This window comes from Pantoea sp. FN0302 (assembly GCF_050113775.1).
GTDB classification, from domain to species: Bacteria; Pseudomonadota; Gammaproteobacteria; order Enterobacterales; family Enterobacteriaceae; genus Mixta; species Mixta alhagi.
In genome coordinates, this window is the sequence record NZ_JBNJSM010000001.1 from 70,738 (window position 1) to 90,799 (window position 20,062).

22 protein-coding genes are annotated in these 20,062 nt (G+C 53.7%); 16 read left to right on the forward strand and 6 right to left on the reverse strand.

All coding sequences use genetic code 11. From position 1 onward, the window contains the following. The first annotated feature begins 38 nt into the window (after positions 1-38). Positions 39-632: a nucleotide exchange factor GrpE gene (gene grpE, locus ACQE32_RS00370; RefSeq protein WP_250650629.1), complete on the forward strand. Its 594-nt coding sequence runs from the start codon at positions 39-41 to the stop codon at positions 630-632. Between the two features lie 38 nt (positions 633-670). Here grpE and ung read toward each other — a convergent pair whose 3' ends face one another. Next, the gene (gene ung / locus ACQE32_RS00375; RefSeq protein ID WP_250650628.1) at positions 671-1,348 is read right to left on the reverse strand and encodes a uracil-DNA glycosylase; all 678 of its coding nucleotides are present in this window, start codon (positions 1,346-1,348) and stop codon (positions 671-673) included. A 272-nt stretch (positions 1,349-1,620) separates the two neighbouring features. Between ung and grcA the strand changes: the two genes are divergently transcribed. Next, complete coding sequence (grcA, locus tag ACQE32_RS00380; RefSeq protein ID WP_250650627.1) at positions 1,621-2,004, forward strand: autonomous glycyl radical cofactor GrcA; 384 nt, start codon at positions 1,621-1,623, stop codon at positions 2,002-2,004. Positions 2,005-2,228: 224 nt separating this feature from the next. Here the strand turns inward: grcA and srmB are convergent, their stop codons facing one another. Further along, positions 2,229-3,572 (reverse strand): ATP-dependent RNA helicase SrmB, encoded by a 1,344-nt coding sequence (gene srmB, locus ACQE32_RS00385; RefSeq protein WP_250650626.1) that lies wholly within the window; start codon positions 3,570-3,572, stop codon positions 2,229-2,231. Positions 3,573-3,671: 99 nt separating this feature from the next. Here srmB and trmN point away from each other — a divergent pair, with 99 nt between their 5' ends. Then, entirely contained in the window at positions 3,672-4,442 is a 771-nt protein-coding gene (trmN, locus tag ACQE32_RS00390) for a tRNA(1)(Val) (adenine(37)-N(6))-methyltransferase TrmN (RefSeq protein WP_426980637.1), read from the forward strand. Here trmN and nadB read toward each other — a convergent pair. After that, positions 4,427-6,046, reverse strand: coding sequence for an L-aspartate oxidase (gene nadB / locus ACQE32_RS00395; RefSeq protein ID WP_426980638.1), 1,620 nt, complete (start codon positions 6,044-6,046; stop codon positions 4,427-4,429). The two genes, trmN and nadB, sit on opposite strands and share 16 nt — an antisense overlap. Before the next feature lie 474 nt (positions 6,047-6,520). Here nadB and rpoE point away from each other — a divergent pair, with 474 nt between their 5' ends. The 11 genes from rpoE to acpS all read left to right on the forward strand — a co-directional run bounded on the left by rpoE (position 6,521) and on the right by acpS (position 15,844). After that, the gene (gene rpoE, locus ACQE32_RS00400) at positions 6,521-7,096 is read left to right on the forward strand and encodes an RNA polymerase sigma factor RpoE (RefSeq protein WP_085070649.1); all 576 of its coding nucleotides are present in this window, start codon (positions 6,521-6,523) and stop codon (positions 7,094-7,096) included. A 30-nt stretch (positions 7,097-7,126) separates the two neighbouring features. Next, the gene (gene rseA, locus ACQE32_RS00405; RefSeq protein ID WP_426980639.1) at positions 7,127-7,777 is read left to right on the forward strand and encodes an anti-sigma-E factor RseA; all 651 of its coding nucleotides are present in this window, start codon (positions 7,127-7,129) and stop codon (positions 7,775-7,777) included. Continuing rightward, positions 7,777-8,733 carry a sigma-E factor regulatory protein RseB gene (gene rseB / locus ACQE32_RS00410; protein WP_426971617.1) on the forward strand — a complete coding sequence of 319 codons (957 nt, stop codon included), beginning with the start codon at positions 7,777-7,779 and terminating at the stop codon, positions 8,731-8,733. The genes rseA and rseB overlap by 1 nt, the downstream gene beginning before the upstream one ends. Next, positions 8,730-9,197 carry a SoxR-reducing system protein RseC gene (rseC, locus tag ACQE32_RS00415; protein WP_426971619.1) on the forward strand — a complete coding sequence of 156 codons (468 nt, stop codon included), beginning with the start codon at positions 8,730-8,732 and terminating at the stop codon, positions 9,195-9,197. Before rseB ends, rseC begins: the two co-directional genes overlap by 4 nt. Positions 9,198-9,434: 237 nt before the next feature. Continuing rightward, on the forward strand, positions 9,435-11,234 hold the full coding sequence (lepA, locus tag ACQE32_RS00420; protein ID WP_426971621.1) for a translation elongation factor 4: 1,800 nt from the start codon (positions 9,435-9,437) through the stop codon (positions 11,232-11,234). A gap of 9 nt (positions 11,235-11,243) precedes the next feature. Continuing rightward, the gene (gene lepB / locus ACQE32_RS00425) at positions 11,244-12,218 is read left to right on the forward strand and encodes a signal peptidase I (protein ID WP_085070657.1); all 975 of its coding nucleotides are present in this window, start codon (positions 11,244-11,246) and stop codon (positions 12,216-12,218) included. Positions 12,219-12,348: 130 nt separating this feature from the next. Next, positions 12,349-13,029, forward strand: a complete 681-nt coding sequence (gene rnc / locus ACQE32_RS00430; RefSeq protein WP_085070659.1) for a ribonuclease III — start codon at positions 12,349-12,351, stop codon at positions 13,027-13,029. Continuing rightward, the gene (era, locus tag ACQE32_RS00435; RefSeq protein ID WP_085070661.1) at positions 13,026-13,931 is read left to right on the forward strand and encodes a GTPase Era; all 906 of its coding nucleotides are present in this window, start codon (positions 13,026-13,028) and stop codon (positions 13,929-13,931) included. The genes rnc and era overlap by 4 nt, the downstream gene beginning before the upstream one ends. A 7-nt stretch (positions 13,932-13,938) precedes the next feature. Further along, on the forward strand, positions 13,939-14,673 hold the full coding sequence (recO, locus tag ACQE32_RS00440; RefSeq protein ID WP_426971622.1) for a DNA repair protein RecO: 735 nt from the start codon (positions 13,939-13,941) through the stop codon (positions 14,671-14,673). Positions 14,674-14,732: 59 nt separating this feature from the next. Next, the gene (pdxJ, locus tag ACQE32_RS00445) at positions 14,733-15,464 is read left to right on the forward strand and encodes a pyridoxine 5'-phosphate synthase (RefSeq protein ID WP_426971623.1); all 732 of its coding nucleotides are present in this window, start codon (positions 14,733-14,735) and stop codon (positions 15,462-15,464) included. Next, complete coding sequence (gene acpS / locus ACQE32_RS00450) at positions 15,464-15,844, forward strand: holo-ACP synthase (protein WP_085070666.1); 381 nt, start codon at positions 15,464-15,466, stop codon at positions 15,842-15,844. Before pdxJ ends, acpS begins: the two co-directional genes overlap by 1 nt. 12 nt (positions 15,845-15,856) lie before the next feature. Here the strand turns inward: acpS and ACQE32_RS00455 are convergent, their stop codons facing one another. Together ACQE32_RS00455 and ACQE32_RS00460 are read right to left on the reverse strand one after the other, a co-directional pair. Beyond that, positions 15,857-16,111 carry a YfhL family 4Fe-4S dicluster ferredoxin gene (locus ACQE32_RS00455; protein WP_250650618.1) on the reverse strand — a complete coding sequence of 85 codons (255 nt, stop codon included), beginning with the start codon at positions 16,109-16,111 and terminating at the stop codon, positions 15,857-15,859. A gap of 59 nt (positions 16,112-16,170) precedes the next feature. Beyond that, positions 16,171-17,010 (reverse strand): MurR/RpiR family transcriptional regulator, encoded by an 840-nt coding sequence (locus tag ACQE32_RS00460; RefSeq protein WP_085070670.1) that lies wholly within the window; start codon positions 17,008-17,010, stop codon positions 16,171-16,173. A gap of 231 nt (positions 17,011-17,241) precedes the next feature. Here ACQE32_RS00460 and yfhb point away from each other — a divergent pair, with 231 nt between their 5' ends. Both yfhb and tadA read left to right on the forward strand, forming a co-directional pair. Further along, positions 17,242-17,877, forward strand: coding sequence for a phosphatidylglycerophosphatase C (gene yfhb / locus ACQE32_RS00465; RefSeq protein ID WP_085070672.1), 636 nt, complete (start codon positions 17,242-17,244; stop codon positions 17,875-17,877). 59 nt (positions 17,878-17,936) lie between these two features. Next, positions 17,937-18,446 carry a tRNA adenosine(34) deaminase TadA gene (tadA, locus tag ACQE32_RS00470; protein ID WP_426971626.1) on the forward strand — a complete coding sequence of 170 codons (510 nt, stop codon included), beginning with the start codon at positions 17,937-17,939 and terminating at the stop codon, positions 18,444-18,446. 7 nt (positions 18,447-18,453) lie between these two features. Here tadA and mltF read toward each other — a convergent pair whose 3' ends face one another. Next, entirely contained in the window at positions 18,454-19,911 is a 1,458-nt protein-coding gene (gene mltF, locus ACQE32_RS00475; protein ID WP_426971628.1) for a membrane-bound lytic murein transglycosylase MltF, read from the reverse strand. Between the last annotated feature and the right edge of the window lie 151 nt (positions 19,912-20,062).

Sequence of the window (20,062 nt, forward strand, 5' to 3'; positions counted from 1 at the left end):
GAACCAGCGAGATGAATGTGCAAAACGCGGAGAAATTCATGAGTAGTAAAGATCAGAAAGCACCAAACGAGCAAGTCTCAGACGAGATTGAAATGGAACAGCAGCAAAACGAGAGCGTGGAGACGGCAGAGTCTGAAGCAGACGTGGTGGATCCGCGTGATGAACGTATTGCTCAGCTTGAAGAGCAGCTGGCCGGATTACAGAACGGCGTACGTGATGCTCAGCTGCGTGCGCAGGCAGAGATTGAAAATATCCGCCGCCGTACCGAACTGGATGTGGAAAAAGCGCATAAGTTTGCGCTGGAAAAATTCGCTAATGAGCTGCTTCCGGTGATCGATAGCCTGGAGCGTGCGCTGGAAGTGGCGGATAAAACCAATCCAGACCTGAATGCGATGATCGAAGGTATCGAGCTGACGCTGAAGTCTCTGCTGGCTGCGGTACGTAAATTCGGCGTTGAGGTGGTAGGTGAAACCAATGTGCCGTTTAATCCCGATGTTCATCAGGCGATGTCGATGATGGAATCGGACGACGTTGCGCCGAACCACGTTATGATGGTGATGCAGCGCGGATATACCCTGAATGGTCGTTTGCTGCGCCCGGCGATGGTTGCCGTGGCGAAAGCCAAAGGCTAATTCTGCTCGCGCCGTGGCTCAGTCACGGCGCGGTTGTTTCAGGGAAGATGTGGCGTCCAGTCAATTGGCTTGTCGCCCTGCTGCGCCAGAATCTCATTGGTGCGGGAAAAGTGCCTGCAGCCAAAAAATCCCCGATGGGCAGAAAGCGGGGAGGGATGCGGTGCCTTCAGCACATGATGCCGTTGCGTATCAATAATACTGCCTTTCTTCTGCGCATGTGAGCCCCAGAGTAAAAACACCACGTTTTCACGCGTCTCGTTAATAACGGCAATCACCCGATCGGTAAAGGTTTCCCAGCCAAAACGCGCATGGGAATGCGCTTTGCCCGCCTCGACAGTTAATACCGTATTCAACAACAGCACGCCTTGCTTTGCCCAGCTCTCTAAAAAACCATGATTCGGACGCGTAAAGCCGGGAATATCCTGCTCCAGTTCTTTATACATATTCATTAATGAAGGCGGAACCGCAACGCCAGGCCTGACGCTAAATGCCAGACCGTGCGCCTGGTTAGGGCCGTGATAGGGATCCTGCCCTAAAATAACTACTTTTACATCGTTGAGTTCGGTCAGACGAAACGCGTTAAACACATCTTCTTTCGGCGGATAAACCGTAACGCCTGCCGCGCGCTCCTGTGCCACCATCTTCAGCGTTTCAATAAAATAGGGCTGCTCTTTTTCCGTTGCCAGCACATCATGCCAGGTTACTGCTTTATCCATGACGTTCTTCCTTCTTAAAGTAAAACAACAGAGTAGCGACTCTGCGCGCATGAGCAACCCCCAAAATAAATTGAAAATTTACAAAAATAATTTATTCGGGAAAATTGATTCAAAACAAAAATTTAGCTTTGTGCCAATTCTGGCACCAGGCATTTAATTGATTTGTATCAAAGTTGGTCGGGCAATGCATTGGTATATAAACAGACGGATGTTTTTTAAACGCAAATCTGACGCCGTCATGGCGTTGGCGTCATTACGCCTGGGAGGCAAATATGATTACAGGTATTCAAATTACAAAAACCAATAACAACGCACTGCTTAACTCGTTCTGGCTGCTGGATGATGAAAAGGCTGAAGCGCGTTGCGTCTGTGCAAAAGGCGATTACACCGAAGATCAGATTGTCCCGGTAAGCGATCTCGGACAGTTCGAGTATCGCGAAGTCCCGCTGGAAATGAAACCGCAGGTACGCGTGGAAGGCGGTCAGCATCTGAACGTTAACGTGCTGCGTCGTGAAACGCTGGAAGATGCGGTTAAGCATCCGGAAAAATATCCGCAGCTGACCATCCGCGTATCAGGTTATGCCGTACGTTTTAATTCTCTGACTCCTGAACAGCAACGTGATGTCATTACTCGTACTTTTACTGAGAGCCTGTAAGCTAAAAAGGTTCTGAAGATTGCAGGCGCGTTGAAAAAAGCAGCGCGCCAGAAAGGAGAAAAGAGATTCAGAAACAATAGTCTGTAAACGCTTATCGTTTAACGCCTGACAATCTTTAAGCTTTTTAACGGGTTGGCGTCAAAACTTGCGTACAGGCCCCGATTCCCTCGCTCAGCCTGAAAAAAAACCGCCAATTATCGGCGGTTTTTTGTTGCCCGGTGCAATTATTCAGCACCATCTTTATTCGTATCGCTACCGTTAGCGGCGGCAGGTTTGCGTCGCTTCCCGATATTTTTGCGGTCGCGGTGACGTACTTTAACGCGTGGCTTGTTCTCTTCTTCTTTTTTCTTCTCTTTCTCTTTACGCTTCGCCAGCACTTTCTTCGACGGCTTGCCTTTTAATTTCTGGCTGGGCGCGCGCGTGGCCGGGCGCAGCTCATCAATAGTGCGCGCTTTCAGCGGCTCACTGATGTAGCGGCTGATTTTCTCCAGCAGCAGATAATCGTGCGCTTCGACCAGCGACAGCGCCGTGCCTTTACGACCCGCGCGGCCGGTGCGACCAATACGGTGCAAATAGACATCCGCCGTGCGAGGCAGATCGAAGTTAAACACATGGCTAACGTCATCCACATCGATGCCGCGTGCGGCTATATCGGTGGCTACCAGTACATTAACCCGACCATCCATCAGACGCTTCAGCGCTTCGTTACGCTTTGCCTGCACCATCTCGCCTTCCAGATAGCTGGTCTGAATACCGGCTTCATGCAGCCAGCCGACCAGTTCATGCACACGCTCGCGCTTACGCACAAAGACGATAGAGCGGGTGGCTTCCGGCTGTTTCAGCAGATGCACCAGCAATTTGGTCTTATGGGCAACATCGTCTGCGCGGTAATACCATTGTTGGATCTTTTTACGTTCACGACGTGAAGGATCCGAATCGATTTCCACCGGCTCTTTGAGCAGACGTTCGGCGAAATCTTTAATGCCGTCGCCTTCCAGCGTGGCAGAAAAGAGCATGGTTTGCTTGCGCCAGCGCGTTTCCGCCGCGATAGTCTCGATGTCCTGCGCAAAACCCATGTCCAGCATGCGGTCCGCTTCGTCGAGGATCAGGATCTCTACCGCCCGACAGTCGAAGTTTTCTTCTTTAATGTATTGCAGCAGGCGTCCCGTGGTGGCTACCACGATATCCTGGTTTTCGCTGAACACTTCAGCGTGGTTCATATAGGCCACGCCGCCGGTAATGGTGGCGATGTCCAGCTGAGTATGCTTAGCCAGCTCCTGCGCCTGATCGGCAACCTGCATCGCCAGTTCGCGCGTCGGCGTCAGGATCAATACCCGTGGCGGACCAGATTTTTTACGCGGGAAATCCAGCAGATGTTGCAGCGCAGGCAAAAGATAAGCCGCCGTTTTCCCGGTCCCGGTTGGTGCTGAACCCAACACGTCGCGACCATCCAGCGCAGGGGGAATCGCTTCTGCCTGAATAGCGGTAGGGCGGGAAAAGCCTTTGTCCTGCAGGGCATCCAGCAGGCTTTCGTCAAGTTCGAGTTCGGAGAATGTGGTTGCGGTCATGTTCTACCTCAGTTTGGGGCGCTGATTATAGACAGATTAGCGACGATCTTCATCTGTTTGTCGGCAGTTTATCGCTTTTAACCCTTTCTTATTTCCCCTATGCTGGCACCGTTTTTGTCTTTGGTCCTGATTATGTCGCAATCAAAACGCCAGTTACGTGGCAACGGTTTTACTTTTAAACGCTTTTTTATCGCACACGATCGCTGTGCAATGAAAGTTGGCACCGACAGCATTTTGCTGGGCGCGTGGGCTCCGGTGGCGCAGGCTGCGCGTGTTCTGGATATCGGCAGCGGCAGCGGTCTGTTGGCATTAATGCTGGCGCAGCGCACCGCCGAAGCAGTAGCGATTGATGCCGTAGAGCTGGAGCCAGAGGCGGCAGCGCAGGCAGCCGAAAATGCTGCGCGTTCGCCCTGGGCGCAGCGTATTCATATCCATCAGGCTGATATTATTGATTGGGCAAAACGTCAGGAACAACGTTATTCGCTGATTGTCAGCAATCCGCCCTATTTTACGCCGGGGCCAGCCTGTGCTTCATCCGCACGGGATAAGGCGCGCGCCACGCATACCCTGAACCATGAAAGTTTATTGCAGTGCGCGGAAACGCTGATTGGCGAAGAGGGCTTCTTTTGCCTGGTATTGCCGGAAGAAGAGGGCAAGCGGTTCGTCAGCATGGCGCTGGCGCGTGGCTGGCATCTGCGTTTCCGTAATGATGTGGCGGAAAACAGCACACGACTGCCGCATCGCGTGCTGCTGGGGTTTTCGCCGGTTGCGGGAGAGCTGTTACAAGAGCACATGGTCATTCGCGGGCCAGACCAGCGTTACTCCCCGGCTTTCTGCAGCCTGACGCAGGACTTTTATCTGTTTATGTAACCCGGCGGCGTCAGGATCGTTGGGCCTGAATCCGGCAGTGTGGCGGGATAGTCGAGCGTAAAGTGCAGGCCCCGGCTCTCTTTACGCAGCATGGCGCTCTGGATAATCAGTTCGGCAACCTGCGCCAGGTTCCTTAGCTCCAGCAGGTTGTTCGAGATACGGAAATGGCGGTAATACTCTTCTATTTCCTGCTGGAGCAGAGCAATGCGGCGGCTGGCGCGCTCCAGGCGTTTGGTGGTGCGCACAATACCAACGTAATCCCACATAAACAGCCGCAGCTCATGCCAGTTGTGCTGGATCACGACCCGTTCGTCCGAATCGTCTACCTGGCTCTCATCCCATGCCGGTAGCCTGTCGATACGCGCAATATGCGACAGCGTACGCCCCATCTCTTCTGCGGCAGACCAGCCATATACCAGACACTCCAGCAGTGAGTTCGACGCCATGCGGTTAGCGCCATGTAAACCGGTATAGCTCACTTCTCCGATGGCGTAGAGGCCCGCCACATCGGTACGACCATGATGATCAACCATAACGCCGCCACAGGTGTAATGGGCCGCCGGCACAATCGGTATCGGCTCGCGGGTTAAATCAAAACCCAGCGAGCGGAGCTTCTCATCAATCATCGGAAAGTGAGCGCGAATAAAATCAGCGGGCTGATGGCTGATATCCAGATACATACATTCGGCACCAAGCCGTTTCATTTCATGATCGATCGCGCGCGCGACAATATCGCGCGGTGCCAGCTCGGCGCGCTCATCAAAATCAGGCATAAAACGGCTGCCGTCAGGACGGCGCAAATAAGCGCCTTCGCCACGCAGCGCCTCGGTTAATAAGAAATTGCGCGCCTGAGGATGATAGAGACAGGTCGGATGAAACTGGTTGAATTCCATATTGGCCACGCGGCAACCGGCACGCCAGGCCATAGCAACCCCATCGCCGGAGGCGACGTCAGGATTGGTGGTGTACTGGTAAACTTTGGCCGCGCCACCGGTGGCCAGCACCACGGCACGTGCGCTACAGGTTTCCACCTGCTCCCGATTACGATTCCAAATCCAGGCCCCCAGCACACGGCGTGGCCCGGACATGCCCAGCCGGTCAGAAAGAATAAGATCGACGGCATTCGTACGTTCCAGAATGCGAATATTGGGATGACTTAGCGCCTGGCTCACCAGCGTGGTCACCACTTCGCGCCCGGTGGCGTCCGCGCTGTGTAAAATGCGACGATGACTGTGACCGCCTTCGCGTGTCAGGTGATAACGTTCCTCGCCGTCAGGCTGGGTTTCTTTATCGAAGGCGACGCCATGTTTTATGAGCCACTCGACGCAGTGGCGCGCATTGCTGGCGATAAAATCCACCGCTTCGCGCTCGCACAGCCCGGCTCCGGCAATCAGCGTATCCTCTACGTGAGATTCGATGCTGTCCATCTCATCAAAAACGGCGGCAATACCGCCCTGTGCATAGAGACTTGAACCTTCGCTGACCGGCCCTTTACTTAACACGGTAACCTGTTGCGTCTCTGCCAGCCGCAGCGCCAATGACAAACCTGCCGCGCCGCTGCCAATAATCAACACATCGCACTGGTAATCAGAAATATCGCTCATGGTGTTTATTTTACTAAACAAGTGGTCATGCGAGCATAAGCGGAAAAAGCAGATTAAAAAAGAGATTAAACATGATGAAAGCACGATCTAAAGCAAAGTAACATTTGTTTTACCGCTGGCCTTATCGCTCTTTGCTTTGAAAAGTCTGAGAAATGGCTGTTTTAACGGTGATTTGTTTATTATGGCGAACAAGGTGCAATAATTATGCGTTATTGATGAAAATGTCATGCGCATCGGGTACTCTGCGGCTTACGTCAGATAGCCGGTTAATGATGAAAAACAGGTCGGCGCCGTGCGTTTCCTCAGCATATTTAAATATTTTGTTAGGTAAAAGTACCCGGTGACGCAACAAAAAAGTGGCTTAACTGAACTATTGTCTTATGACCGGCTCTAACGAAAGCTTGCTCATAAAGTTGAGTGATTGCTGGTGGTTCATTTATGCGTGGAGAATGATTTGAGGAGATATTACCTCGGATGAGCGAGCAATTAACGGATCAGATTCTCGTTGAACGGGTACAGAAAGGAGATCAGAAGTCATTCAATTTACTGGTCGTACGTTACCAGCATAAAGTGGCGAGCCTGGTTTCGCGCTACGTACCGTCAGGCGATGTACCCGATGTGGTACAAGAATCTTTTATTAAGGCTTATCGTGCGCTTGATTCATTTCGCGGCGATAGCGCGTTTTATACCTGGTTATACCGTATTGCCGTTAACACCGCGAAAAACTATCTGGTTGCTCAGGGGAGACGCCCGCCATCCAGCGATGTGGATGCGATGGAGGCTGAAAATTTTGAAAGCGCCGGGGCGCTGAAAGAAATTTCGAACCCTGAGAATCTAATGTTGTCTGATGAACTGAAACAGGTAGTGTTCCGTACCATTGAATCGCTCCCGGAAGATCTGCGTATGGCGATCACGCTGCGGGAGCTGGATGGTCTAAGCTATGAAGAGATAGCTGCCATCATGGATTGTCCGGTCGGCACCGTCCGCTCGCGTATTTTTCGCGCACGAGAGGCCATCGATAACAAAGTTCAACCACTTATCCAACGTTAGAAATAACGGATACAGGAAGGGTACTAAGGCATGCAGAAAGAAAAACTTTCCGCTTTAATGGATGGCGAAACTTTGGACAACGAAGTGATTTCCGCATTGTCTAAAGACGCTACGCTGCAACAAAGATGGGAAAGCTATCATCTTATCCGCGATACGTTGCGTGGTGACGTGGGCGAAACCGTGCATTTCGATATTGCCGCGCGCGTTGCCGCTGCTATCGAACAAGAGCCGGTGCGTAATATCACTACGCTTATCCCGGAAGCGCAGCCAGAACCTGCGCGCTGGGAAAAAATGCCTTTCTGGAAAAAAATGGGCCCGTGGGCTGCGCAAATTACCCAGGTTGGCATGGCGGCCTGTGTCTCTCTGGCGGTTATTGTTGGCGTACAGCATTATAACCAGCCGCAGGATGCCAGCCAGGGCTCAGAAGCGCCCGTATTTAATACGCTTCCAATGATGGGCAAGGCTTCACCGGTTAGCCTGGGCGTGCCTTCTGAAAGCTTTGACACCAACAGCGCCAGCCAGCAAGTGCAGGAGCAGCGTCGTCGGGTAAATGCCATGCTGCAGGATTACGAACTACAGCGTCGTTTACATACCGAACAGATGCAGTTTGATGCGAACGGCCCACAACAGGCGCAGGTTCAGGTTCCAGGAAATCAGTCGTTAGGAATACAGCAGCAGTAATGAAGCAGCTCTGGTGTGTCGTTAGCCTTTTGGCTGGCGGCCTGTTTTATCCGTCCGTCGCCCCGGCGCAGGAAACTGCATCCGGGGCGTTGTTACAACAGATGGAACAGGCCAGCCAATCTCTCAATTATGAACTCGCCTACATCACTGTCTCCCGGTTGGGTATTGAATCGTTACGCTATCGCCATGCGGTAATTGATAACAAGATTTATGCCCAGCTGTTGCAGATGGATGGGCCGCGTCGGGAAGTGATTCAGCGTGGCAAGGATATCAGCTACTTTGAACCGGGGCTGGAGCCTTTCTCGCTGCCCGGCTCGCATATCGTTGATGCGCTTCCCTCAGTGGTTTACGCCGATTTCAAACACTTAACCACCAGCTATGATTTTGTGCCCGTTGGGCGCACGCGTATTGCCGATCAGCTGTGCGAAGTGGTGCGCATTGTGGCGCGCGACGGTACGCGTTACAGCTACATTGTGTGGCTGGATAGCGAAACCCGGCTGCCGTTGCGTATCGATCTGCTCGATCGCGATGGTGAAACGCTGGAACAGTATCGCGTGGTCAGCTTTGCCGTTGATGAAGGCGTGCGCAATTTAATGCAGGGGCTGGAGAAGGCAGATTTGCCGCCGTCGCTCTCGGTGCCTGAAGCGCAAAAAGTCTCTTTCAACTGGCAGCCCGTCTGGTTGCCTGCTGGTATGAAAGAGGTGGCGCAAAGCCGACGTTCGCTGCCATCTATCAATAAGCTTGTGGAATCAAGGTTCTATTCAGACGGGCTATTTAGTTTTTCAATTAACGTCAGCCCGGCGGATAAAAACAGCACGACGCAGCTATTGCGTACTGGTCGTCGCACGGTGCAAACTGCTACCCGCAACAATACTGAAATTACCATTGTTGGCGAATTGCCGCCCTCTACGGCGAAGCGTATCGCCGACAGTATCAACTTAGGTACACAACGATGATGAGAGAATGGGCCACCGTAGTTGCGTGGCAGGATGGCATCGCCACGCTCCACTCGGAAGTGAAAACCACCTGTAACAGTTGTTCAGCGCGCAAAGGCTGCGGCAGCGCAATGCTGAACAAGCTGGGGCCAAAAAATGCGCACGTGATGCAGATTGCCAGTGAACAGCCGCTGCAGCCCGGTCAACGGGTTGAGTTAGGCATTCGTGAAAGCAGCCTGTTAAGCTCTGCGCTATTGGTTTATATGACGCCGTTGTTAGGGCTGTTTTTGCTGGCCGGGCTGTTTCAGATGCTGTTTCATACCGATCTGGCCGCAGCCTGTGGCGCGCTGTTAGGCGGAATCGGCGGCTTTATCGTAGCCAAAGGCGTTTCGATGCGCTTTGGCGAGGGCGAAGCTTTCCAGCCGGTGATCCTGAATATTATGTTGCCGCCCGATGCGCTTCGGGTTGAGCCAGAATCCCACTAAATGTCAGCCGGACGATGCATCTCGTTCGGCCAATGTTTTGCGCTTTTTTACACCTCCCTTACAGCAAATAGGCTATCATCCCGTTTTCCTTGCTTTATCTCCCGGCGCGATGATTCCACCACCCTGATATGTCGTGTACAATGCGCCATTCGGGCTGTCTCCGCCTGTGATATTCCACGCTCTCCTGAGGTTGCATCGCGAGAGTTTCAGCATTTGTAAGGCAGAATAACCTCCATAATGAAGCATATAAGAAACTTTTCGATCATCGCGCACATTGACCACGGTAAATCGACCTTATCAGATCGTTTGATCCAGATTTGCGGCGGCCTGGCCGATCGTGAAATGGCTGCGCAGGTTCTGGACTCAATGGATCTGGAGCGGGAACGCGGCATCACTATTAAAGCGCAGAGCGTGACGCTCGATTACAAAGCGCAAAACGGTGAAACTTACCAGCTCAATTTTATCGACACGCCAGGCCACGTTGACTTCTCCTATGAGGTCTCGCGTTCTCTTGCTGCCTGTGAAGGTGCGCTGCTGGTGGTTGATGCAGGGCAGGGCGTAGAAGCGCAAACGCTGGCTAACTGCTATACCGCCATCGAAATGGATCTGGAAGTGGTGCCGGTACTGAACAAAATTGACCTGCCAGCGGCCGACCCCGATCGCGCGGCGCAGGAAATTGAAGATATTGTTGGTATCGACGCCACGGATGCGGTGCGTTGCTCGGCCAAAACCGGCGTGGGCGTGCCGGAAGTGCTGGAGCGGCTGGTACGTGATATTCCGCCGCCGGAAGGCGACCCAAGCGCGCCGCTGCAGGCGCTGATCATCGACTCCTGGTTTGATAACTATCTGGGCGTTGTGTCGCTGGTGCGTATTAAAAACGGCACCCTGCGCAAGGGCGAGAAAATCAAGGTGATGAGTACCGGGCAGGTCTACAACGCTGACCGTCTGGGGATCTTTACGCCGAAGCGGGTGGATCGCGATGTGCTGAACTGCGGTGAAGTAGGCTGGCTGGTTTGCGCGATTAAAGATATCCTCGGCGCGCCGGTAGGCGATACCTTAACCGGTGCGAAACATACCGCGGAAAAAGCGCTGCCGGGCTTTAAGAAAGTGAAGCCGCAGGTTTATGCCGGTCTGTTCCCGATCAGCTCAGACGATTATGAAGCCTTCCGCGATGCGCTGGGCAAACTGAGTCTGAACGATGCCTCGCTGTTTTATGAGCCGGAAAGCTCAACGGCGCTCGGTTTTGGTTTCCGCTGCGGCTTCCTTGGCCTGCTGCATATGGAGATCATTCAGGAGCGTCTGGAGCGTGAATACGATCTTGACCTGATCACCACCGCGCCGACCGTGGTGTATGAGGTAGAAACCACCGGTGGTGAAACCGTTTATGTCGACAGCCCTTCCAAGCTGCCGCCGTTGAATAATATTAGCGAGCTGCGCGAGCCGATTGCCGAATGTCACATGCTGATGCCGCAAGAATATCTGGGCAACGTGATTACGCTGTGCGTTGAAAAACGCGGCGTACAAACCAATATGGTCTATCACGGTAATCAGGTTGCGCTGACCTATGAGATTCCGATGGCGGAAGTGGTGCTGGACTTTTTCGATCGTCTGAAATCCACTTCGCGCGGTTATGCGTCACTGGATTATAACTTCAAACGCTTCCAGGCCTCTGACATGGTGCGTGTAGACGTATTAATCAACGCCGAACGCGTTGATGCGCTGGCGCTGATTACCCACCGCGACAACTCGCAGTATCGTGGTCGTGAGCTGGTAGAAAAGATGAAAGATCTGATCCCGCGTCAGCAGTTTGATATTGCGATTCAGGCGGCGATCGGTAACCACATTATTGCCCGTTCGACAGTGAAACAGCTGCGTAAAAACGTTATCGCTAAATGCTACGGCGGCGACGTAAGTCGTAAGAAAAAGCTGTTGCAGAAGCAGAAAGAAGGTAAGAAACGCATGAAGCAGGTCGGTAACGTTGAGCTGCCGCAGGAAGCGTTCCTGGCCATTCTGCACGTGGGCAAAGACAGTAAATAAGGATATCTGATGGCTAATATGTTTGCCCTGATTCTGGCGATTGCGACGCTGGTTACCGGCATTATCTGGTGTATCGACAGGTTTAAGTGGGCACCAGCCCGCCGCGCGCAGCAGGCCCAGGCCCAGGCGCAAACCGGCAGTTCGCTGGATGATAAAACGCTGGCGAAAGTAGCGAAGCAGCCTGGCTGGGTAGAAACGGCAGCATCGGTGTTCCCGGTGCTGGCGGTGGTATTCGTGGTGCGCTCGTTTATTTACGAGCCGTTCCAGATCCCTTCCGGTTCAATGATGCCGACGCTGCTGATTGGCGATTTTATCGTGGTAGAGAAATTTGCCTACGGCATTAAAGATCCTATTACCCAAACCACGCTGATCCCGACCGGGCATCCAAAACGCGGTGATATCGCTGTGTTTAAATACCCTAAAGATCCGAGCCTGGATTACATCAAGCGCGTTATCGGCCTGCCTGGCGATCGCGTGACGTATGACGCTCTGAATAAAACGCTGACGGTGAACCCGGCTTGCGACAGCGGTAAATCGTGCGATAAAGCGCTGCCGGTTACCTACTCGGACGTAGCGCCCAGCAACTTTATCCAGACTTTCAGCGGCTTTGATGGTAATGAATCCGGTAACGGTTTCTGGCAGGTGCCGCAGGGCGAAACCATGCCCGGCGGCCTGCGTCTGGCGGCCCGTAAAGAGACATTGGGTGACGTAACCCACAATATTTTACTGGTAACAGAAGCGCAAAGTCAGGCCAGCATGTATTATCAGCAGCCGGGACAGCCGCAGGCGAGCTGGGTTGTGCCGGCAGGCCACTATTTTATGATGGGCGATAACCGTGATAACAGCGCTGACAGCCGTTACTGGGGGTTCGTACCAGAGAAAAACCTGGTTGGCAAAGCGACCGCGATCTGGATGAGCTTTGAAAAACAGGAGGGTGAATGGCCAACCGGCGTTCGCCTGAGTCGTATTGGCGGCATCCACTAAGGTTGCCGTGAGTAAAACGGATGGCTTCCCGCCTGCGGGAAGCCACTGCAAACGAAACTGTTTAGCGTTGACCGCTGTCAGCCCTGTTTCGTATGCAGCATAATTGACGCATTATTGAAATTGGTATCGCATGAATCCCATCCTCATTAACAAGCTCCAGCGAAAGCTGGGCTACACTTTTACTCATCAGGATCTACTGCAACAGGCATTAACCCACCGGAGTGCCAGCAGTAAGCACAACGAGCGTCTTGAGTTTCTTGGCGATTCCATCCTGAGCTTTGTTATTGCTAATGCGCTTTATCACCGCTTTCCCCGCGTGGATGAGGGCGATATGAGCCGCATGCGCGCAACGCTGGTAAGGGGAAACACCCTGGCGGAGATGGCGCGCGAATTTGATTTAGGCGAATGCCTGCGTCTGGGGCCTGGCGAGCTGAAAAGCGGCGGATTCCGTCGTGAATCGATCCTTGCCGATACCGTTGAAGCATTAATCGGCGGCGTGTTTCTCGACAGCGACATTCAGACCGTCGAGCAGCTGATTCTGAACTGGTATCAAAGCCGTCTGGATCAGATTAGCCCCGGCGACAAACAGAAAGATCCAAAAACGCGTCTGCAGGAGTATCTGCAGGGTCGTCATCTGCCGCTGCCCTCCTATCTGGTGGTGCAGGTGCGTGGCGAAGCGCACGATCAGGAATTTACCATTCACTGTCAGGTGAGCGGCATGGCGGATCCGGTGGTAGGCACCGGTTCCAGCCGTCGTAAAGCTGAACAGGCAGCGGCCGAACAGGCGCTGATTAAGTTAGGACTCGAATGAGCGAACAACAGATGCACTGCGGCTTTATTGCGATTGTCGGCCGCCCCAACGTTGGAAAATCCACGCTGCTGAACCAGTTACTGGGGCAGAAGGTTTCCATTACCTCGCGTAAACCGCAAACCACGCGCCATCGTATTATGGGCATCCATACCGAAGGCGCGTATCAGGCGATTTATGTGGATACGCCCGGCCTGCACATTGAAGAGAAGCGGGCTATCAACCGCCTGATGAACCGCGCCGCCAGTAGCTCAATTGGCGACGTAGAGCTGATCATCTTTGTGGTGGAAGGCACCCGCTGGACGGCGGATGATGAAATGGTTCTCAACAAGCTGAAAGAGAACAAAGTGCCGGTGCTGCTGGCCATCAATAAAGTCGATAACATTACCGATAAATCTATCCTGCTGCCGCACCTGAAATTCCTGAGCGAGCAGATGGAATTTATGGATATGGTGCCGATCTCCGCAGAAAGCGGTAAAAATGTCGATACCATTGCCAGTATCGTGCGCAAGCGCCTGCCGGTAGCCGATCATCACTTCCCGGAAGATTACATCACCGACCGCTCACAGCGTTTTATGGCGTCGGAAATTATCCGTGAAAAACTGATGCGTTTCCTGGGGGCCGAGCTGCCCTATTCGGTCACGGTTGAGATTGAGCGCTTTATCACCAACGAACGCGGCGGTTATGATATCAACGGCCTGATTCTGGTGGAGCGTGAAGGCCAGAAAAAGATGGTGATCGGTAATAAAGGCGCCAAAATCAAAACCATCGGTATTGAAGCGCGTAAGGATATGGAAGAGCTGTTCGAGATGAAAGTGCATCTTGAACTGTGGGTTAAAGTGAAGTCTGGCTGGGCAGATGACGAACGTGCGCTGCGTAGTCTGGGCTATGTTGACGATCTTTAATCACTGAATGGAAGGCTGGCAACGCGCTTTTGTCCTGCATGGGCGGCCCTGGAGCGAAACCAGCCTGATGCTGGATCTGTTTACCGAAAATCATGGTCGGGTGCGCGTTATTTCCAAAGGCGCGCGCGCTAAGCGCTCCCATCTCAAAGGGGCGCTACAGCCTTTCACGCCGCTGCTGGTTCGCTGGGGCGGTCGTGGTGAAGTGAAAACGCTGCGCAATGTAGAGGCGGTCTCGCTGGCTTTGCCCTTAAGCGGCACTACCCTGTACTGCGGCCTGTATGTTAACGAGCTGGTTGCGCGCGTGCTGGAGCATGAAACCCCCTTTCCCGAACTCTTCTTTGATTATCTTCACTGCATCCAGTCTCTGGCACAGGCCAACGGCAGCCCGGAACCGGCATTGCGTCAGTTTGAACTGGCGCTGCTCAGTCATTTAGGTTATGGCGTCGATTTTTTGCACTGTGCTGGCACAGGAGAAGAGATTGAAGATGGCATGACCTATAGCTATCGTGAAGAAAAAGGCTTTATTGCCAGCCTGGTCATTAATCAGCGCAGCTTTACCGGACGGCAGCTGCGCGCGCTCGCCGAGCGAAATTTTCCTGATGGCGATACGTTGCGAGCCGCAAAACGCTTTACGCGAATGGCGTTAAAACCCTGGCTGGGCGGCAAGCCGTTAAAAAGCCAGGAACTGTTCCGCCAGTTTATTCCCAAAAAGCGTGCTGAAACGCCGGATCGCCAGGAGTAAATACAGCGAGCGCCAGCGCGTTTCGCTGCCTGAATAACCGCAACATTCTGAGGATAGTCATGGCTGAGTTGTTATTAGGCATCAATATTGACCATATCGCTACCGTGCGTAACGCCCGCGGCACCCAATATCCCGATCCGGTTCAGGCAGCTTTTGTTGCCGAGCAGGCAGGCGCCGACGGCATTACTGTGCATCTGCGTGAGGACCGCCGCCATATTACCGATCGCGACGTGCGTCTGCTGCGACAGACCATTGAAACGCGCATGAACCTGGAGATGGCGGTCACGGAAGAGATGTTAGCCATCGCCTGTGAGCTAAAACCGCATTTCTGCTGTCTGGTGCCGGAAAAGCGTCAGGAAGTGACCACCGAAGGCGGTCTGGACGTGGCAGGTCAGCAGGCGAACGTTAGCGCGGCGGTAGAGCGTCTGAGCGCGGCGGGCATTCTGGTTTCCCTGTTTATTGATGCCGACGAGCGTCAGATTGATGCCGCTGTGGCGGCAGGCGCGCCTTATATCGAAATCCACACCGGCGCTTACGCCGAAGCGGAAGAGGGCAGCGCGCGTGATGCAGAACTGGCGCGGATTCGTCATGCGGCCAGCTATGCGGCGTCGAAAGGGTTGAAAGTCAACGCCGGTCATGGCTTAACCTACCATAACGTGCAGCCGATCGCCGCGCTGCCGGAAATGCATGAGCTGAATATCGGCCACGCTATTATTGGCCGTGCGCTGATGAGCGGCCTGGCAGATGCGGTAAAAGAGATGAAACAGCTGATGCGGGAAGCGCGCCGCTAATGGCTATTCTTGGACTGGGCACCGATATTGTTGAAATTGAGCGCATCGAAGGGGTCATCAGCCGTTCGGGCGATCGCCTGGCGCGCCGCGTGCTGAGTGAAAACGAGTGGCAGCAGTATCAGACGCACCAGCAGCCGGTGCGTTTTCTGGCTAAACGCTTTGCGGTAAAAGAAGCGGCGGCAAAAGCATTCGGCACAGGTATTCGCGGCGGCCTGGCGTTTAATCAGTTTGAAGTTTATAACGATGCGCTGGGTAAGCCGGAGCTACGCTTTTTTCAGCAGGCGGCTGAGCTGGCAACCCGGCTGGGGGTGCAAAACGTTCACGTCACGCTGGCTGATGAACGTCATTACGCCTGTGCAACGGTGATTATTGAAGGTTGAGGCGGCAACGCCTCATACTGCGTGGTGGATCAGCACAAATTTTTCCCACAGCTGCTCACGATTTTCCTGATGTGCCGGATCGGTCACGATAGTGTTATCGATCGGGCACACGCTCATGCAGGTCGGCGTATCGTAATGTCCTACGCACTCTGTGCAGAGCCAGGGATCAATCACATAAATTTCATCGCCCATCGAAATCGCCTGGTTAGGGCACTCCGGTTCGCACATATCGCAATTGATGCATTTTTTAGTAATCAGTAACGCCATGATGCTCCCGGTCCTGCCTGAATAACGTAAAGCGCGGTCATTATACGCTCGCTAACAGATCATACCAGTTTTTTTACCAGCGACTCGCTGTGACGAATATAGTCAGAGGCGCGTTCGGCATCCTGCTGTACCAGCGCCATAAACAGCAGATCGGTCAGCGCCAGCTGGGCCGAGGTAGAGGAGATTGCGGCGCTGCGCGTGCTCTGCTCTTCCGCCACGGTATATAAACAGTGGGTAGCGCACTGCTGCAACGTATTTGGCGTAAAACCGGTAAAGGCCAGCACATAAGCGCCCACGCGCACCGCCTCCTGCGCGGCGAGATTGATCTCACGTCGCTCTCCACTGTATGAGATAGCCAACAGCAAATCCCCGGCGCGTAGCGCCTGTACGCTGGCCAGCAGCGCATGCATATCCTGTTCGGCTACTGCGCTGATGCCGATTTTCATTAACTTCCATGAAAAATCTTTCGCCACCAGGCCCGATGCGCCCATGCCGACCAGCACAATGCGATCGGCGCGCTTGATAAGCGCCAGCGTTTCCAGCAGCTTATCTTCGCTGTTGATATCCAGCGTAGCGCGAATAGCGGAAACCTTTTCCGTAAACAGCTTTTCACCCACAACCTTCAGCGGATCGCCGCTCAGAATATGGTTATGTACCGTAATTGACTCTTTGGCCTGTAGCGATGCGCTTAGCGCCAGCTTAAGCGCCGGAAAACCTTTATAGCCCAGCTTTTGCGCAAATTTAACTACGCTGGACTGACTCACACCCGCTTCCTGCGCCAGTCGTGGCGAGCTGAGTTGGCAGGCATGTGCGGGCTGCGCCAGAAGATAATCGGCCAGCCGACGCTCATTCAACGCCAGCCCGGAATAGAGTTGACGGATGCGTAACAGGGCACTCATGGCAGACTCCTTCAGATTGATATTGCCAGCTAACAGAAGCAGGCCTGCACGCCGCCTTAGCTACTTACTTGCTGATGAATAAGCATAAAGCATTGTTTATGTAATTTTATAACGCGGATCAAAGCGGAAGCCAAATTACATTGCAATAGCGCTGCCGTTAGTCAGCGATGGCTGCTACTGTCTACACTAATGAATGCTGAAGCAAAAGGTTTATCGAAGGAGAGCGGTGTAATGGCGGATTCGCAACGACGGGTGGTATTTTTTGATCTGGATGGCACCTTACATCAACAGGATATGTTTGGCACCTTTATGCGTTATCTGCTGTGGCGACAACCGCTTAATTTGCTGTTGGTGGTACCGCTGCTGCCGGTGGTAGGTGCCGGTATGTTGCTAAAGGGGCGTGCGGCGCGCTGGCCAATGAGCCTGCTGCTATGGTCTATCACTTTTGGACACAGCGAAGCGGCGTTACAGCGTCGTGAGGAGAGCTTTGCCCGCTGGTTCCGTCAGCGGGTGGTGGCGTTTCCGGTAGTGCAGCAGCGATTAACCGATTATCTCAGCAGTGAGGATGCCGATGTCTGGCTGATCACCGGGTCGCCGCAGCCGCTGGTGGAAAAGGTCTATTACGACTCTGCCTTTCTGCCGCGCGTAAAGCTGATCGCCAGTCAAATGAAGCGAGGCTGGGGCGGACGTATTCTCAGCCTGCGCTGCCTGGGGCATGAGAAGGTTGTGCAGCTGGAAGAGCAGATCGGCACGCCGTTGCAGCTCTACAGCGGCTATAGCGACAGCAAGCAGGACAACCCACTGCTCTATTTTTGCCAGCACCGCTGGCGCGTGACGCCGCATGGCGAACTGCAACAGTTGGAATAATTTGGTCTGCTATCAGGTTTGGTTATAATGCCAGCCGCATTTTTCCGCTGGAGAGTACTGTGAGCGAAACAAGTGATGAATACTGGATGCGCTATGCGTTACAGCTGGCGCATCGGGCGCGTGAGCAGGGCGAAGTTCCGGTGGGAGCGGTGCTGGTACAGCATGATCAGGTGATTGGCGAAGGCTGGAACCGACCCATCGAACAGCACGATCCTACAGCGCACGCTGAAATGATGGCGTTGCGTCAGGGAGGTAAAGTGCTGGAAAACTATCGCCTGCTGGATACCACGCTATACGTCACGCTGGAGCCATGCATCATGTGTGCGGGCGCGATTGTTCATAGCCGCATTAGCCGACTGGTCTTTGGCGCCAGAGATGAAAAAACCGGCGCGGCCGGGTCGCTGGTAGATATATTGGGGCATCCGGGCATGAACCACCAGGTTAAGGTGGAGCATGGCGTACTGGCAGAGGAATGCGCCGCCACGCTCAGCGATTTTTTCCGCATGCGCCGTGCACAAAAACGTGCGCAGCGGCAGGCGCTGCGGGCAGCGCAGGCGAATCAGCCCTGAGACCGCTTTAATTCATGGCGATATCGGGCGCAACGGCCGGATAACCCGCACCCAAAGCCGCTTCCGCTGCTTTACGCTGGGCCAGCTTTTTTTCTTGCTCCTGCAGATAGCCCACCAGGCTAAGCTGATACTTGCGGATATTCTCCACGTAGTTATAGGCTTCGTGACCGCGTGCATAGCCGTAGGTGGTCTGACTGTAATAGCGTTTCTGGCTCAGCATCGGCAGCCGTAGCTTAACGTCTGCCCAGCTGTCAGGATTGCCGCCCTGTTTTTCAGTCAGCTTGCGCACATCCAGTATATGCGCGTAACCCATATTATAGGCTGCCAGCGCAAACCAGATACGCTCATCCTCCGGCACGGTAGAAGGAACCTTTTCCATCATGCGTTGCAGATATTCACTGCCGCCGCGAATGCTCTGTTCCGGATCGAGACGATCGCTCACCGCCAGGCTGTCAGCGGTGTTGCGGGTCAGCATCATCAGGCCGCGCACGCCGGTTGGCGAGGTCGCCTGCGGATTCCAGTGCGACTCCTGATAAGAGATTGCCGCCAGCAGCCGCCAGTCTATTTCTTTCGCATAGCGTTCAAACAACGGGCGGATACCGGGCAGAGTATCGTCAATCGCGCGCAGGAAGGTACGGGTATCCACATAGTCAAAAGCGCCAACGTGACCAAGATATTTCTCTTCCAGCCGCGCCATTGCGCCTTCCTCTTCCATCTGGCTAAAGAAGTCGAGCATCGCCGCATAGAGGCTGTCATCTTCTTCACGCTGCATATACCAGGTGACAGGCTCTTCATCGGTAATATCAAACGCCACCGCCAGCTGCGGATGAATACGTTGCAGCAGGCCGATAGTCACGGAATCGCCGATGGTATAATCCAGCTCGCCATCCGCTACTGCCTCCAGTAGCGCTTTCGGTCCCTGATCGGTGGAGATCGCCCAGTCCAGATCGGGATACTGGTTCTCTTTGACATTGCGTAGCGTGGACATATAGGCAGAGCCGGAAGCAACCGTGAGCCGCCCCTTCAGGTTGCCAAGATTCTTCGGGCGCGGCGTGCCGATGCGGTAAACCAGCTGCTGCGAGACGGAATAATAGCTGGGGCCGGTACGAAAGCGTGCCAGCCGTTCGCTGTTATAAATCAGCCCGGCAGCCAGCATATCGGCATCCCCGTCATCAAGGTCATCGAACAGGTCGTTCAGATTTTGCCGAACGGTAACCTGCAACGTCACCCCCAGATAATCGGCGAATCGCTTCGCCAGCTCATAATCCATTCCGGCCGGTGCGTTATTGACGGTGTAGTAAGTCAGCGGAGAATTAATGGTACTAATTCGTAACACTCCCCGCGATTTTATCTGCGCAATTTTATCCTGCGTCCCGCCGTACCACGGGATGGTTGGCCAAAGCGCTACTGCCAGCAGCACGGTGATCAACCCGATAAGCAGATAATTAATTTTCAGGCGTTTCAAATAGTTATCTCTCGGTGGCTCTAAGGCCTCTGTCTCTTTGGGCAGCGTTTGTTATCTATTAAATCCCAGAGCGTGGGGCATTTTGCGCAACAAAGCCGCACAGAGCAACTTTAATAGCAGGAATCGTGCAATTTTCAGGCTATTTCGCAGC